Origin of the sequence: uncultured Nitrosomonas sp. (assembly GCF_902826915.1) — a bacterium.
Classification (GTDB): Bacteria; Pseudomonadota; Gammaproteobacteria; order Burkholderiales; family Nitrosomonadaceae; genus Nitrosomonas.
Map to the genome: position 1 here is coordinate 1 of NZ_CADEGP010000005.1, position 14,610 is coordinate 14,610.

Annotated in this window: 15 protein-coding genes and 4 pseudogenes; 5 read left to right on the forward strand and 14 right to left on the reverse strand. The window is 43.9% G+C overall.

Features of this window, described 5'->3' with window-relative positions:
- Positions 1–679: 679 nt before the first annotated feature.
- Positions 680–1,279 (forward strand): hypothetical protein, encoded by a 600-nt coding sequence (locus QZV86_RS01430; RefSeq protein WP_295623504.1) that lies wholly within the window; start codon positions 680–682, stop codon positions 1,277–1,279.
- Positions 1,280–1,351: 72 nt separating this feature from the next.
- On the opposite strand, the gene QZV86_RS01435 is transcribed toward QZV86_RS01430, so the two are convergent.
- From QZV86_RS01435 to QZV86_RS01480, 10 genes are all read right to left on the reverse strand, one after another.
- Positions 1,352–1,960: a glutathione S-transferase gene (locus QZV86_RS01435; protein ID WP_295623505.1), complete on the reverse strand. Its 609-nt coding sequence runs from the start codon at positions 1,958–1,960 to the stop codon at positions 1,352–1,354.
- 34 nt (positions 1,961–1,994) lie between these two features.
- A complete protein-coding gene (gene djlA, locus QZV86_RS01440) occupies positions 1,995–2,774 on the reverse strand; it encodes a co-chaperone DjlA (RefSeq protein WP_295623506.1) in 780 nt (259 codons plus the stop codon).
- A gap of 88 nt (positions 2,775–2,862) precedes the next feature.
- The gene (locus tag QZV86_RS01445; protein ID WP_295623507.1) at positions 2,863–3,108 is read right to left on the reverse strand and encodes a BolA/IbaG family iron-sulfur metabolism protein; all 246 of its coding nucleotides are present in this window, start codon (positions 3,106–3,108) and stop codon (positions 2,863–2,865) included.
- 48 nt (positions 3,109–3,156) lie between these two features.
- Positions 3,157–3,912 carry an ABC transporter permease gene (locus QZV86_RS01450; RefSeq protein WP_295623508.1) on the reverse strand — a complete coding sequence of 252 codons (756 nt, stop codon included), beginning with the start codon at positions 3,910–3,912 and terminating at the stop codon, positions 3,157–3,159.
- Positions 3,909–4,826: an ABC transporter ATP-binding protein gene (locus QZV86_RS01455; protein ID WP_295623509.1), complete on the reverse strand. Its 918-nt coding sequence runs from the start codon at positions 4,824–4,826 to the stop codon at positions 3,909–3,911. Before QZV86_RS01455 ends, QZV86_RS01450 begins: the two co-directional genes overlap by 4 nt.
- A gap of 52 nt (positions 4,827–4,878) precedes the next feature.
- On the reverse strand, positions 4,879–5,217 hold the full coding sequence (locus QZV86_RS01460; RefSeq protein WP_295623510.1) for an STAS domain-containing protein: 339 nt from the start codon (positions 5,215–5,217) through the stop codon (positions 4,879–4,881).
- 8 nt (positions 5,218–5,225) lie between these two features.
- Positions 5,226–5,846 (reverse strand): phospholipid-binding protein MlaC, encoded by a 621-nt coding sequence (locus QZV86_RS01465; RefSeq protein ID WP_295623511.1) that lies wholly within the window; start codon positions 5,844–5,846, stop codon positions 5,226–5,228.
- 86 nt (positions 5,847–5,932) lie between these two features.
- Positions 5,933–6,400, reverse strand: a complete 468-nt coding sequence (gene mlaD, locus QZV86_RS01470; protein ID WP_295623512.1) for an outer membrane lipid asymmetry maintenance protein MlaD — start codon at positions 6,398–6,400, stop codon at positions 5,933–5,935.
- The gene (gene mlaE, locus QZV86_RS01475; protein WP_292920199.1) at positions 6,400–7,197 is read right to left on the reverse strand and encodes a lipid asymmetry maintenance ABC transporter permease subunit MlaE; all 798 of its coding nucleotides are present in this window, start codon (positions 7,195–7,197) and stop codon (positions 6,400–6,402) included. The genes mlaD and mlaE overlap by 1 nt, the downstream gene beginning before the upstream one ends.
- Positions 7,190–8,002, reverse strand: coding sequence for an ABC transporter ATP-binding protein (locus QZV86_RS01480; protein WP_295623513.1), 813 nt, complete (start codon positions 8,000–8,002; stop codon positions 7,190–7,192). The genes mlaE and QZV86_RS01480 overlap by 8 nt, the downstream gene beginning before the upstream one ends.
- A gap of 578 nt (positions 8,003–8,580) precedes the next feature.
- Here QZV86_RS01480 and QZV86_RS01485 point away from each other — a divergent pair.
- Both QZV86_RS01485 and QZV86_RS01490 read left to right on the forward strand, forming a co-directional pair.
- Positions 8,581–9,127 (forward strand): annotated as a pseudogene (locus tag QZV86_RS01485) (IS3 family transposase); the annotation flags it as partial.
- A 184-nt stretch (positions 9,128–9,311) separates the two neighbouring features.
- A complete protein-coding gene (locus tag QZV86_RS01490; RefSeq protein ID WP_295623514.1) occupies positions 9,312–10,208 on the forward strand; it encodes a 3-hydroxyacyl-CoA dehydrogenase NAD-binding domain-containing protein in 897 nt (298 codons plus the stop codon).
- A gap of 94 nt (positions 10,209–10,302) precedes the next feature.
- Here the strand turns inward: QZV86_RS01490 and QZV86_RS01495 are convergent.
- Positions 10,303–10,756 (reverse strand): annotated as a pseudogene (locus QZV86_RS01495) (IS3 family transposase); the annotation flags it as partial.
- Between the two features lie 70 nt (positions 10,757–10,826).
- Here QZV86_RS01495 and QZV86_RS01500 point away from each other — a divergent pair.
- Positions 10,827–11,140: pseudogene (locus QZV86_RS01500) on the forward strand (transposase); the annotation flags it as partial.
- Positions 11,141–11,185: 45 nt separating this feature from the next.
- Here QZV86_RS01500 and QZV86_RS01505 read toward each other — a convergent pair.
- Together QZV86_RS01505 and QZV86_RS01510 are read right to left on the reverse strand one after the other, a co-directional pair.
- The gene (locus tag QZV86_RS01505) at positions 11,186–12,148 is read right to left on the reverse strand and encodes an IS1595 family transposase (RefSeq protein WP_295623515.1); all 963 of its coding nucleotides are present in this window, start codon (positions 12,146–12,148) and stop codon (positions 11,186–11,188) included.
- Between the two features lie 65 nt (positions 12,149–12,213).
- Positions 12,214–12,620: pseudogene (locus QZV86_RS01510) on the reverse strand (transposase); the annotation flags it as partial.
- A gap of 483 nt (positions 12,621–13,103) precedes the next feature.
- Between QZV86_RS01510 and QZV86_RS01515 the strand changes: the two are divergent.
- Positions 13,104–13,940 carry a thermonuclease family protein gene (locus QZV86_RS01515; RefSeq protein WP_295623516.1) on the forward strand — a complete coding sequence of 279 codons (837 nt, stop codon included), beginning with the start codon at positions 13,104–13,106 and terminating at the stop codon, positions 13,938–13,940.
- 51 nt (positions 13,941–13,991) lie between these two features.
- Here the strand turns inward: QZV86_RS01515 and QZV86_RS01520 are convergent, their stop codons facing one another.
- On the reverse strand, positions 13,992–14,609 hold the full coding sequence (locus QZV86_RS01520; RefSeq protein ID WP_295623517.1) for a hypothetical protein: 618 nt from the start codon (positions 14,607–14,609) through the stop codon (positions 13,992–13,994).
- Position 14,610: the final 1 nt, after the last annotated feature.

A 14,610-nucleotide genomic window follows, 5' to 3' on the forward strand; every position in this document is an offset into this window, starting at 1 on the left:
GCGTTGCTGCTTTTATGATGATGCGCAAAAATAAAAATGAAGGGCAAAGCACAGCTTAAAAAGACTTAGTTTTTCTGATGGGTAATTGCCAAAGGCACAAAGTTAATTTGTGCCTTTTTATTGAGCGAGTCGGAACTTTATTTAGAGCTTACTCAGAGCTTACTCAGAAATTCAGCGCGCCATCTGAGCTACCAGGCTATCATTTCGATGTGAGCTGGATTGACATGAGCGAGAAAGCACGATTTTTCTGAGTATGCTGATATTTGTCACACTCATAAATTGCAGTCTGCAAGACAGGCGCATACAGCCAACGAGAAATCGGAAGCGTACTATCAATTGCACCCAACAACGATTGGAGTTATTCTTCGTGACGTAAGAGCAAGAATTCTTGATTCTAGACCGGACGACACCTATTACTCCTGAAAGAGCATTGCTTGCGTTGTTGACTACTACGCTCATTTGGGATGTTCATCAATTTAAACGTTGTAAGAAAAAAGAAGCATCAAGCAATGGATATGGATATTAGAGGCACGTTACTGGAAGTGATTGAAAACAGTCGCCAAAGAGGCCCGCAGATGCAACGCTTCAAACTAACTCGGTTCTAAGTGAAGTCAGTCGTAGGCTGAGTGCTAGTAACAACCATGAGATCGAGGAAGCAATTTTAACGCAATGGCATGATTTGTTTAGAACGGGTTATTTGGCTTGGGGTTACAATTTATCGAATCCTAACCCACCATTTTTTCATCTCACATCTCAGGGGCGAGAGGCCTTATCCCGTGTTGGTAGAGATCCTTCAAATCCCGAAGGGTATCTCAAACATCTTTATTCGGTTGCGGCACTCAATCTAATATCAAAATCATACCTAGAAGAAGGGCTAAACTGTTATGTTTCCGGCTTATATAAATCAGCGGCAGTTATGGTTAGTGCTGCGTCAGAAGCTCTGATTAACGATCTGCGTGATACTGTTAAAGACAAGCTCGAAAAAACAGAACAGAAGATCCCCAAGAATTTGACCACCTGGAGAGCGAAAGAAACACTTTTGGGTCTGGAGTCGGTTTTTGATGATAAATCTAAAAAAATGCCTTTTTCATTGAGAGAAGAGTATGAATCTTATTGGCCAGCATTTACCCAGCAAATCAGGGCTGCTCGAAATGAGGCAGGCCATCCTCACAGCATTGAGCCGATCAAGCAAGAAACTGTGCATGCCTCTCTTCTCATATTTCCAGAACTTGCAAAACTATCCAGTAATCTATTGGAGTGGGCCAATGAAAACGTATAACAAATTAATCGTGCACCCACTTGCATCCAACGCCCGCTTGCTTCGAATACATTTCTCAACAGCCTATTCTAGTTAACCAACTTCTTTCTGCATTACGTTCTGGAATAAGTTAGATTCAATCAAACGATTCAGCCATTCAATTAAATGAGCGTATTGTGAAGCATAAAACCAATCCGGATTGACATTACAAAACTGCCGGATGAAAGGAAAGATGGCCATATCAGCCAATGTATAGCGGGCATACAACAGGTAACCATCCTGACTCAAACGTGCATTCAGGTCGGCTAAAAAGGGTTTAGCTTGTTCGCGATAATAAGCCTCAGAATGTTCGGGAAACCGAACGGCATATTTGTAGAGATCCAACGCGGGTTTAAACGATTCGTCATTTTGCTTGATCAGTGACATGATTGCATTTGATTTTTCTTGATCACTCTCAAGCCAATGCTCAGGGTCATGGATGGAAAGCGCCCATTGCATGATGTCCAGGCTTTGTTCGAGTACGCTGCCATCGGCAAATTTTAATACCGGCACAGTGCCTTTGGGTGAACATTCCAGCATTTCTTTCGGCTTGGCGCGCAGACTGACTTCGTGCGTCGTCACTTCGACTCCGCTGACTTTAATGGCCAATCGAGCACGCATTGCATAAGGGCAACGGCGGAATGTGTACAGCAGTGGTTTCATGGTTCAGTTGAATGATTGAGTCGACTAAGAGGCCTTATCGATTTTGGTCCCGGTTCTTTTTAATTAAATCATAGGCAGTCTGGACTTCTTGGGCCTGTTCAGTGGCCATTGCGACCATTTCCTCCGGCACGCCTTGTCCCATCAATTTGTCCGGATGATATTGACTCATCAGCTTACGATAAGCCCGTTTGACTTGTTGGTCTGTACTATCTTTACTGACACCTAGCGCTCGGTATGCGTCCTCCAATGCATGGGGTGAGCTTGTTTGTCCACCGGAAAAATGCATTTGATTCTTCACCATGTCGATTAGCTGATCGAATGCCGCCTGATGATACCCAAGGTACCCGGCAATCTCGCGCAAAAGCGCTTCTTCGACGGAATTCAACTGTCCATCCGATAATCCCATGATGATCAAATACACCAGCAACATTTGCTTCAAGTTGCTGGAAGCGCCACATACAGCGAGAAATTGATTTATTTGCGGGTGAATATCATAGTTAGCCGATGCCCCTTGCTTGAATAAAGCGATGGCTTTTAATCGGTGCTCGTGCGTCATGCCAAGTTTCTGCATGAACAGCTCTACATGCGACACCTCAGTCTCAGAAACACGCCCATCCGATTTAGCCAGCTTTCCCATCAATATGAAAGTGGTTTCCAGAAAAACCGACTGGCGGCGCGTAGCATTAAATGGATTCATCCCACCTGAACCGTACGCGTTAAAACGGTCTATAAAGCTTCCAACAAAATAGCCCAGGAAAATGCCCAAAAAGCCAAAGATGAAAAACCCGACGAAGGCACCAAGTAATCTAAACAATGAAATTCCAGATCAATAAATAGGGGTTAGTTATAAATTATTTTCTTTGGCTGAACGATGCCAATCAATTATCAGTTATTATCTTGCATCATTGGGATGCTGCTGCCCATTGTTCAGGTGTCAGCGTTTTCATTGATAGCGCATGAATTTCCTGCCTCATTCTATCGCCCAGTGATTTGTATACTAACTGATGCTGTTGCACCGCGTTCTTCCCATTAAATTCAGAACTGACGATCAGTGCATGAAAATGAACTCCGTCGTCTCCCTCCACCAGCACATGCTCACAGGGTAGCGATGATTCAATATATGTTTTAATTTCCTCTGCGGTAAGCATTTTAATTCTCCTTCATGCGTTAGCATATTAAAGTAAAGCAAAATTATTTTACTGTCTCAGTTTATATCCGCTTCTGAGCAGATTGATGGTCAGGGCAGATATCGCTATCAGGCACATAGAAACAATCAATAAGCTAATATGAGGCGAAATATCCGATACACCAAAAAAACCGTAGCGAAATCCATCAATCATATAAAAAAATGGATTAAGGTGAGATAAATACTGCCAACCGGCTGGCAGTGAATGAATAGTATAAAAGACGCCTGATAAAAACGTGAGCGGTAAAATTATAAAATTCTGAAAAGCGGCTAATTGATCAAACTTGTCCGCCAGAATTCCTGCAATTAATCCCAATGCGCCCAGTATCGCACTTCCCAGAATGACAAACAATATTGCCCAAAGGGGTAATAGTAGCGGAATATCAAAAAATATCAATGTGACCAGATAAACGCCCAAACCCACCAAAAGACCACGAACAATGGATGCCAGTATATACGCAAAAAATATGGCACGATACGTGAGAGGTGAAAGCAAGACAAACACGATGTTGCCGCTAATTTTGGATTGAATCATGCTGGAAGATGAATTTGCAAAGGCATTCTGGATCACTGACATCATGACTAATCCGGGGATCAGGAAAATCGTATACGCCACTTCCGGGTAAACTTCTATCCGCGTCTCCAGCACGTGAAAGAAAACCAGCAGATACAGCAGAGTGGAAACCATCGGTGCTATGATTGTTTGGAAACCGACTTTCCAGAAACGCAGCAATTCTTTATGCAACAGGGTCAAAAAACCGGTCATTGCAATTTATTCCCACTATTTCTGATGAGACTAACAAAAGCATCCTCCAGATCAGGTTGCTGCAAATGCATTTCCTGTATGTGTATATTTTCAGATCTCAAAGCCGACAGAATAAATTCTAGGTGTGCATAATTATCTATTCGTAGTTCATACAAGCCATTAGTGCAACTTTTCTTCAACGGTTGAAGCACCAACGGTAGGTTATCGGGTAGCAATCTTATTTTTACCGAGTTGCCTGAAACCAATTTTTCAATCAGGTTCTGCGTGCTATCCAATGCAATAATCCTACCTTCCTTGAGCATAGCCACGCGGTTGCACAACGTTTCCGCTTCTTCCAAATAATGTGTGGTCAGAACAATCGTATGCCCATCCTGGTTAAGTTGCTTGATAAAATCCCATAAGGTTTGCCGCAACTCAACATCCACCCCCGCTGTCGGTTCATCCAGAATAATGACTGGCGGTTTGTGTACCAGTGCTTGCGCAACCAGAACGCGCCGCTTCATGCCACCGGATAGCGAGCGCATATTCGCATTGGCCTTGTCGGTTAAATCGAGGCGTTCAATAATTTCGTCTACCCAGAGATTATTGTGTTTTATCCCGTAATAACCGGATTGGATGAGTAAAACCTCGCGTACGCTGAAAAAAGGATCATATACTAATTCCTGTGGAACGACCCCCAGATTCCGCCGCGCTTGCTGGTATTGTGTAATAACGTTGTGTCCCATCACATTGACCGAGCCACTATCGGCCAAGGACAAGCCGGCAATAATATTGATCAACGTTGTTTTTCCGGCACCATTGGGGCCCAGCAATGCAAAAAATTCCCCTGGAGAAATCTCCAAATCCACATCGACTAATGCGCGCATGCTTCCAAAATCTTTACATACGCGCTTGATTTCAATCGCAGATAACATCGTATAGGGAGTTAAATTATAAGAACTTCAGAGACAGCAGAATCGTATCGGATCAAGAAGCGCTTTGGGGTGTGGCTGGGGGTGGCGGAATCGGAATTAATTCCGCCACTCCATATAACTGAACCAGGCTGGTGAGATTCTCAGGAAGGTTAATGAACTGCAGCGTATGGGTATTTTTGCGTGTTGCACGCAACCATTCAAGCAACATGCTGATAATGGTTGAATCGACTTCAGACACTTGCTCCAGATCAATCGTTAATGGCTGATCATCAAACAACGCGATTCCTTCTTGCATCAACCGCACAACATTATCAATCGTGACCGAACCTTGCACAATAACTCTGTTGTTATCGCGAAAAATCATTGTGGTGTAAGGATCATATCGACTCACCGTCACAACTATCTTTTCCTCTCAAGCGACTTATTTTTATCCGACAAGGCTTTCAAAAGCCCTTCCACACCGCCTTTGCGAACCTGACTGTTGAAACTTCCACGATAATTTGTCACCAGGCTCACGCCAGCCACTGTAACATCATAGACTTTCCAGCCATCTGGTTTTTTTTCCATGCTGTAATCGATCGGAACGGGCTCTTTTCCTTTCCCTTGAATCACCATGGTACGCACCTTGGTTTCAGTACGATCACCTAAATCAGGTAATGGATTCACTTTAATCGCTTCATCATGATAACTTGTTAACGCATTGGAATACGTGCGAACCAGCAGTATGCGGAATTCATTCACAATCTTATTTTGCTGCTCCGGCTGGGCTTTGGACCAATGCTGCCCCATTGCAAGCTGCGTCATGCGCGAAAAATTGAAGTGTGGCAGAATCTTAGCCTCGATCAAATCGAACATTTTTTCTCTATCGCCACTTCTCAGCTCTTCATCTTTTTGGATAATCCCGATCACTTCCTTTACTGTCCTGTCCACTAGTCTGTCCGGTGCCAAATCTACTGACCAAGCAGACGATGCTACCAAATTAGCAAGCATGAGTATCATTAACCCGAGAAACCTTTTCATTATCACCTCATCAAGTTTTTAACCGTAAATTGTAAATCGTAATATGCAATACTAACCAACCAGAATAAAATTAACAACCCATTGAATTAGAAAGAATCATCTTCTGCCGCTTTATTAAATAAAAAACGTCCGATTAATTCTTCAAGCACCATGGCGGAATTGGTTTTCATTATTTTATCACCCTCTTTGAACTTCGCCTCATCGCCACCTGCAGCCAATCCAATATACTGTTCTCCCAACAACCCTGACGTCAAAATACTGGCAAATGTATCTTTAGGAAATTCAAATTGGCCATCCATGCTCATAGTCACAACCGCATCGTAAGTTTCCGTACTAAACTGTATATTCGTTACACGCCCAACTACGACACCTGCGCTCTTCACTGGCGCACGGATCTTTAAGCCACCGATATTCTCAAAATTCCCGGTGATCACATAACTTTGCGCGGGATTATAAACATTCAGATTGCCAACCTTAAGACTCAGGATCATGAGCGCAATGATGCCCGTGATCACAAACACACCCACCCATAAATCCATCGTTGTCCGCTGCATTAACTTACCCCTCTAAACATAAAAGCGGTCAAAATAAAATCAAGCCCTAAAATGACTAATGAAGAAGTGACTACCGTGCGCGTAGTCGCACCGGATACGCCTTCTGCCGTCGGCGGTGCATCATATCCTTCAAAAACCGCAATCGCGGTAACCGCCACACCAAAAAAACAGCTTTTAATGAAACCATTTAATATATCAAACCGGAAATCAACCGCACTTTGCATTTGCGACCAGTAAGAGCCTTCATCCACGCCGATGAATAACACAGTAACAAGATATCCGCCAAAAACACCCATCACTGAAAACATTGCTGCCAAAAATGGCATGGAAATCACGCCGGCCCAAAACCGCGGAGCGACGACACGGGCAATCGGGTCAACCGCCATCATCCCCATTGCCGCCAATTGTTCGGTTGCTTTCATCAAACCTATTTCTGCAGTAATGGCAGAACCGGCCCGGCTGGCAAACAATAGCGCTGCTACGACCGGGCCCAATTCACGCACCAAAGACAACGCCACCAGCGTGCCAACGGCTGACTCCGAACCGTATTTCTGTAATGTCTCGTAGCCCTGTAAACCGAGCACCATCCCCACAAACAAGCCTGATACCACGATAATGATCAGCGACAATACACCGGTAAAATATAATTCCCGTATAACTAGATCAAATCGACGCAGACTGGTGCCGGATTTTAATAACACTAGAATAAAAAAACGACTGGCAACACCTAGCCGCCAGACGCTTTCGATCGCACGATGCCCGATATTCTGAATACCGGATATAATCTGCTTAAGCAACGATATCCTCCAGATTCAGATCCTTCCGGTAGGCTTGCGCAGGATAATGAAAAGGCACCGGCCCATCCTCTTCGCCGTGGATAAATTGATGCACAAAAGGCGCAATCGATTCGCGCACTTCTTTAGGCGTGCCTTCGGCCGCTATCACGCCATCTGCAATAAAGTAAACATAATCAACAATTTTTAACGATTCATGCACATCGTGCGTCACCACTATCGAAGTCATGCCGAGAGAGTCCGTTAACCGGCGGATCAGATTGCCAATCACGCTTAACGAAATCGGATCAAGCCCAGTAAATGGTTCGTCATACATGATCAACATCGGATCCAGTGCGATCGAACGGGCTAAAGCCACACGCCGCGCCATTCCGCCGGATAATTCATTGGGCATCAATTGATGTCCGCCGCGCAGACCGACTGCATGCAATTTCATCAATACCAGATCACGAATCATCGACTCCGGTAAATTGGTGTGCTCACGCATCTGAAACGCCACATTATCAAACACGGACAAGTCAGTAAATAATGCGCCAAACTGAAACAGCATACCCATTTTGCGTCGCAGCTTGAACAACGCATCACGATCCAGTTCATGCACTACTTCTCCGGCAAATTTTACATATCCGGAAGTGGGCTGAATCGCGCCACTGATTAATCGCAGCAACGTGGTTTTCCCTGATCCGCTGCCGCCCATCACCGCAATGACCTGGCCACGCCGCATAGTCATATTGATGCCGTTCAGAATCGCGCGCGCAGGATAGGAGAAATTCAGGTCATTGACCTCAATCAAAGTTTCAGATGCCATACTCAATGATTAATTTTTTTGAGAAAAGATGAACGATAATCGCAGTGTTTTGTAATAATTTAAAATATTCCTGACACGCCTATGGATAATCGAGGAATACTTAGCGTTACCAATATCATCAATTGATCAATCCGATTTAATAGGCGTCAATTTTAATCCACTTTCTTCCATAAGTTTGGCTTAAATTACTTTCCAGCGTAGTTTTCTCGTTTAAGAAATCTCTGAGTGGTTTCTATTTGTCATTCCGTACACACTAAGGAGTCTTTGCAATCAACTCTATAAGTTTCTCGTCATCATCAAAATGTGAGTAAGGTCTGATTTTGAGGGCGGGCAAGTTGATGATATTTTATCAACTTGATAGGAGTTTTTATGAAACGTATTCCCCGTCGTGTGTTTACAGAAGAATTTAAGAAAGAAGCGGTTTGATCAGAACTTGGATTTCGCAATATCAGCAAGGCACGCTCACAGGCAGCCTCGGTGTCAGCAAGCTGAGTGCCGAACAATTACGTATTCGTGTGCTAGAGCGTGAATTAGCTATTGCCCGTGAAGAGCGAGATATATTAAAAAAAGCCGCTGGAGATTCAAAACATGAACTGCTGATTGCACCTAACTATTTGGATCGTTAGTTCGCCATTGATCAGATAAATCGGGTATATGTGGGCGATATCACTTATATTCATACTCTGGAAGGTTGGCTGTACCTGGCGGTTGTGATCGACTTGTTTTCTCGTCAAGTCGTGGGCTGGTCAATGGCCGCACATATGAAAACCCACTTAGTCAACGATGCACTCCTGACGGCTATTTGGAAACGTAAATCCGAAAAAGGCTTATTGTGGCATACCGACCGGGGTAGCAATATGCCTCAGAAAGTCACCGGAAATTACTAAAGCAGCATGGCATCCAGCAAAATATGAGCTAGAAGGGCAATTGCTGGGACAACGCCGTGTCGGAAAGCTTCTTCCATACCTTACCGAATTGATCTATCATCAAACGTTTCATTCTCGAGAAGAAGCTAAGCAGGCTGTGTTTGAATATATCGAAGTGTTTTACAACCGGCAGCGATTACATTCAGCTAATGGATATATATCCCCCGTTGACTTCGAGTTGCAGCAAAATGCTGCTTAACCTTGTGTCCAGAAAAGTGTTGACACATCAATCCATTCTGTGGCCGAATTTACGGGGCCACCTCAATGCAAAATCAGGTTGCCTCGGGTTGATTTGGCTTTTTAGGACGATTTAGCTTGCTACACACAACCTAATTTTGTAGAGTGATGAAAGCATACTCAACAACGTTAGAATATTAGAAATTATGAAAATTAAAAATGTAACAATCGCAGGTGCCGGTGTCATGGGATCACAAATATCATGGCAAACCGCATTTAATGGGTTTACTGTAAAGGTTTACGACCCATTTGAAAAAGGACTAGAGAATGGAAAGCAATTGCACCAAAATTACGCCAAAGCTTTCGTTGAAGAAGGGCGAAGTACGCAAGAAGAGGTCAATGCAAGCTTGAACAGGATTTCCTATACAACTAATATAGAGGAAGCCTTTGCGAATGCCGATTTAATAAGTGAATCGGTGCCGGAAGATGTAAAAATCAAAAAAGAATTTTGGTACAACGTTTCAAGAATCGCCAGGGAAGATACTATTTTAACCTCTAACTCTTCCTCATTCGTACCAAGTAATTGGGTAGATGAAATTAAAGGTCCGGACCGTTTCTTGGCCATGCACTTTCTTAGTATAGTTTGGGAGAAACCATTATCTGAAGTAATGGCCCACGGTGGAACCAACAAAGAATCCTTTGACACGGTTGTCGATTTTGTGGAGAAAATTGGCTTGTCGCCAGTCCCCATAGCGGTTGAATATCCAGGATATGTTATCAATTCCCTGTTCATCCCTTGGGGATTTGCAGCTTTGAAACTTCACTTCCTAGGCATTGTAAATTACAAGATAGTCGATAAAGTATGGATGGTTCAAAATATGAGTAAAACGGTAATGGGACCGTTTGCCCAAATGGATGAAACTGGCCTGAACGTGATATACCATGTTACCAAAAATGCCGCAGCAACAGATCCTGAATTGGCTATTGTGGCAGAACAGCTCAAAGAACAATATTTAGATAAAGGAAAAACAGGCGTCAACTCCGGCGAAGGTTTTTATAAATATCCTAATCCGGAGTTCAAAAATCCTTCTTTCTTTGCATAAGAAACTACACAAAAGTTTCTAAATCATCATAGCGCTTATTGAACCGCCCCGGGTTTGCAGGAGATGATGTATCAACACTTTTCTGGACACAAGGTTAAGCAGCATTTTGCTGCAACTCGAAGTCAACGGGGGATATATATCCATTAGCTGAATGTAATCGCTGCCGGTTGTAAAACACTTCGATATATTCAAACACAGCCTGCTTAGCTTCTTCTCGAGAATGAAACGTTTGATGATAGATCAATTCGGTAAGGTATGGAAGAAGCTTTCCGACACGGCGTTGTCCCAGCAATTGCCCTTCTAGCTCATATTTTGCTGGATGCCATGCTGCTTTAGTAATTTCCGGTGACTTTCTGAGGCATATTGCTACCCCGGTCGGTATGCCACAATAAGCCTTTTTCGGATTTACGTTTCCAAATAGCCGTCAGGAGTGCATCGTTGACTAAGTGGGTTTTCATATGTGCGGCCATTGACCAGCTCACGACTTGACGAGAAAACAAGTCGATCACAACCGCCAGGTACAGCTAACCTTCCAGAGTATGAATATAATGATATCTGACCTGGCTTAATGAAACCGGACATTCCAGTTAAGAGAAAATAGCTTAACTGGAGGAAGAAATGATAATGAGAAAGCAATATACAAAGGAATACAAATCAGATGCAATCAGTCTGGTATTGGATCAGGGCCATACGACATCGGAAGTGTCTCGAAGCCTGGAAATCAATGCCAATATGCTGAGGAGGTGGATCAGGTAATATCAGGCGGATGAAGCTGATCAGTTATTCCGGAGTAATGGGAAACTGACGCCGGAGCAAGAAGAAATTCGACCGTTGAAGGCGCAAATCAAGCAGCTCAAGCTGGAGAGAGAAATACTAAAGGAAACGGCGTACTTTGCGAAGCTAACGAAGTAAAGTACGCCATGATTGCAAAACCAGGAATACAACATAGCGTTTTTAAAAGGCTATGTCACAATTAGTTATTGAATCTGCCTTGTTTTCCCAAGAGATGCTAGGAAACAAAGAGTTGGGGTAATACTTTGACCGAGGCGTTCAATCATTCTGTGCCATCCGAGATAACTCCCAAGATAACGTGTTGCCACACCATTAAACTTCCTCATCCATTGCTTGAGCCGGCTATCATACGCATTGACGTTCTGAATATGATAGATGTTGTTTATAACTCTCTGACCTGCGGCAATATTGACTGGACGGTGGGCAATGTTTGCTTGCCGGGCAATCTGTTTATAAGTGGGCAACCCATCAGTGCACAAGATTACATCCTTATTTAACAAAGGAATAAGCACTGGTTCAATTTGCCGCGCACTTGTGCCATGCAGTATACAGTTTGCAGTCTCACCATGACGGTCGCGTACCACTAATACGGGCACTTGTTCTTTTGATGTCCCTTTCTTGACGGCTTTACCACCACGCTTGCGTGCAGATCTGGGTAAACGACGCTGTCCTTTGAAGGATTCCAGAAAATAGGTTTCATCTGCTTCGACAATACCATTCATTTTGCTGGGTTGACCAGTCGAAGGTATTTGTAAAAAACGATGACGCCACTTAAAGCTTGTGTTCTTGGCTATTCCACAACTGTCCGATGATTTTCGGATGCTTAATCCCTGAATCATCGTTTGCTCATATTCATACCATTTGTCCTTGTGCCGTAACCGTGCCAGTGGCGTGCCTGTTAGCGCGTTAAACGTCCGATTGCATTGACGACATCGATAACGCTGCAGCTCACTGGCTTTTCCCCAGCGATATAGGTTGCTTGTCTTACAATAGGGACAAGCAGGTTTGTCGTCCTGATTACGTTCGATCAATGCAATTACTTCATCAGTATTCTCTTTTCCTTCCAATCTCTTCCGGAGTTTGTCTCGCTGATTACGGCTCATGCGTTCAATCGAATCCATCCACGTTTTGAATTCCGTTGATTTCATTGTGCACACCTCTATATCTCAATGCACGTTGGACAAATAATTCAATAATTAATTGTGACATAGCCATTATCAACGCACCGAACGTAACCATAGTAGGCACTACGACTTACACCCATAAGTTGGCACATCAAGCCAACAGGATAGGTATTTTTCCTTTGGGTGATGAACGAATACTTCACTTCGTTTCTTTCGCGAAAAAGACCGTCGCTTCCTTTAGTATTTCTCTCTCCAGCTTGAGCTGCTTGATTTGTGCTTTCAACTGCCGGATTTCTTCCTGTTCTGGTGTCAGTTTCCCATTACCCAGGAATGACTGATCAGCATCATCTGCCTGGTATTCCCTGATCCACCTCCTCAACATATTGGGCGTGATCTCAAGGTTTCGAGATACTTCTGACGTCGTGTGGCCCTGATCCAATACTAGGCTGATCGCATCTAATTTAAATTCTTTCGTATATTGCTTTCTCGTTACCATTTCTTCCTCCACTTAAGCTATTTTCTCTTAACTGGAGTGTCCGGTTTCAGTAAACCACGTCACCTTGCTGATTTCGCTAAAACTTGCATGCAAAAACTTGAGAAAAATGTAGCATTCTCGAAATACTTGCCCGCCCACTAAATCGGATCTAGCTCAATTCACTTTATCCCTTTCCTCCGCAAAGTCATTTTGCGGAGGAACCACGTACGATCATTGGTATTGATGCAATTAAGTTTATAGGCATCAATCAGCATTGTTTTTTGTATTTTCTATAGTTAGATATCATGGCATCATGCAGACCAAGTTTTATCTAACAGGGTCGTGAAGAAACTGTCTACCTTGCTGATGCGGCGTTAAAAAAGGCTCAAAAGGCTCATTTATTAAGCATAAATTGCGCTTTTTCACCTGTTTTTTCCTTGCATCAGCTGCTTCGGAAACGTTTTCCAGCGGCCTACTACAATCCATTCTTCTGAGATATCGTCTATGTTTTTTAGCAAACAGCACTATCTGATTGGCTATCTGATCCTTAGTTTTTTTACATCCAATGGATTCGCAAGCGAAATCTACCGCAGCGTCGATGACCGGGGCCGCATAACCTATTCAGACGTACCCTCAACTGGTGCCAAAAAACTCGATATTATCAGTCAACCCGGGCGCCATTTACATTCTGTTGTCAGAGTATACGATGGCGATACCATCATATTGGAAGATAAAAAACAGATTCGTTTGTTAGGCATTAACACGCCTGAAATTGAAAGTCGGCTGCGTGCGGAAGAGCCCGGTGGCGTTGCAGCCAAGAAGTGGCTGCAGGCTCAGCTACAGGAAAACAAAGTCTATCTGGAATATGATCAAACCAAGCGAGATAAGTACAAGCGTTTGCTTGCCCATGTTTTTACGCCGGATGGCAAACATATTAACCAGGCACTATTGGAAAATGGTTTGGCCTTTGTCAGCATCATCCCGCCCAATGTACGCTACAGCGACAAACTGATTCAAGCGCAGCAGCAGGCTGAAAAACAAAAACTCGGCATCTGGTCAATGCCGGATTATCAACCCAAGCCAATCGCTCAAATTGCCAACCACAACAAAGGCTGGCAGCGATTTACCGGAGCCCCGGCATCGATTAAGAAAAGCAGGAAATACACGCGACTGATATTTGATGACAAGATTGATATACGCATCTTGAATACAAACCTCGATCTGTTTCCTGCGCTGAGTACTTATGTTGGGAAATCACTGGAGATTCGTGGCTGGGTATCGCGCAACAAGGATCATTACAGCCTGTTAATTCAACATCCCAGCGCATTGATCATGCGATGATCTAACGCGATAACTTAAAACTTCCAACCAGTTTTCATATTTCGAGTGGGACTATGCCTTATTCTCCAGCAACACATAAGCAATGGCCTTACTTTTCCACGCGCTTCCCCAAAGTTTTTTTGCAGCGTCACTCGCTTGATAATAAAACTCGTCCCATTGCTCTGGAGGAATGGTCTGGCATCCAAGGCTGGATGTTTTTGTATAACCCCCTCGATGAATGTTAATGCCAAAATTCCCGGTATCCGGATAGGGCGGATCACCGTCCCGAATTACCGTAACCGTACCCGCTCTTTGGCAGATAGCTTCATGTGGTTGATTGCCATTATGTCGGTCAAAACGGTAAGCCGGCCATAATCCTGTTTTCAGAACGGCCATTCCTTTGGTTTGCTCACTCTTGCCGAAACCCTTGTAAATTCTTGAGGGATCGGTATTGCCATTAAAAGCAGCAAAAATATTGAGGGACGGAACCCGCAGAATGATCGCATCATCGTATACATTGCGGTCATTCTGCCCGGAAGGACCAATAGCAGGAAAAAAACCGCGAATCCCCACAATCCATAGCTGAAACTTTTGCAGTTCTTCTTTGTGAGGAGCCAGCCATGCTTCCAGCGTTTCGGCAGAGATATCCGGACGTCCTGCCTGGGGCAATATATGTACACTACCAGCCATG

Excerpts from the sequence above, each read along its gene's own strand:
- QZV86_RS01435 (WP_295623505.1), bottom strand. The coding sequence starts at position 1,960 with ATGAAACCACTGCTGTACACATTCCGCCGTTGCCCTTATGCAATGCGT.
- QZV86_RS01445 (WP_295623507.1), bottom strand. The coding sequence starts at position 3,108 with ATGCTTACCGCAGAGGAAATTAAAACATATATTGAATCATCGCTACCC.
- QZV86_RS01450 (WP_295623508.1), bottom strand. The coding sequence starts at position 3,912 with ATGACCGGTTTTTTGACCCTGTTGCATAAAGAATTGCTGCGTTTCTGG.
- QZV86_RS01455 (WP_295623509.1), bottom strand. The coding sequence starts at position 4,826 with ATGTTATCTGCGATTGAAATCAAGCGCGTATGTAAAGATTTTGGAAGC.
- QZV86_RS01465 (WP_295623511.1), bottom strand. The coding sequence starts at position 5,846 with ATGAAAAGGTTTCTCGGGTTAATGATACTCATGCTTGCTAATTTGGTA.
- mlaD (WP_295623512.1), bottom strand. The coding sequence starts at position 6,400 with ATGCAGCGGACAACGATGGATTTATGGGTGGGTGTGTTTGTGATCACG.
- QZV86_RS01480 (WP_295623513.1), bottom strand. The coding sequence starts at position 8,002 with ATGGCATCTGAAACTTTGATTGAGGTCAATGACCTGAATTTCTCCTAT.
- QZV86_RS01490 (WP_295623514.1), top strand. The coding sequence starts at position 9,312 with ATGAAAATTAAAAATGTAACAATCGCAGGTGCCGGTGTCATGGGATCA.
- QZV86_RS01505 (WP_295623515.1), bottom strand. The coding sequence starts at position 12,148 with ATGAAATCAACGGAATTCAAAACGTGGATGGATTCGATTGAACGCATG.
- QZV86_RS01515 (WP_295623516.1), top strand. The coding sequence starts at position 13,104 with ATGTTTTTTAGCAAACAGCACTATCTGATTGGCTATCTGATCCTTAGT.
- QZV86_RS01520 (WP_295623517.1), bottom strand. The coding sequence starts at position 14,609 with ATGGCTGGTAGTGTACATATATTGCCCCAGGCAGGACGTCCGGATATC.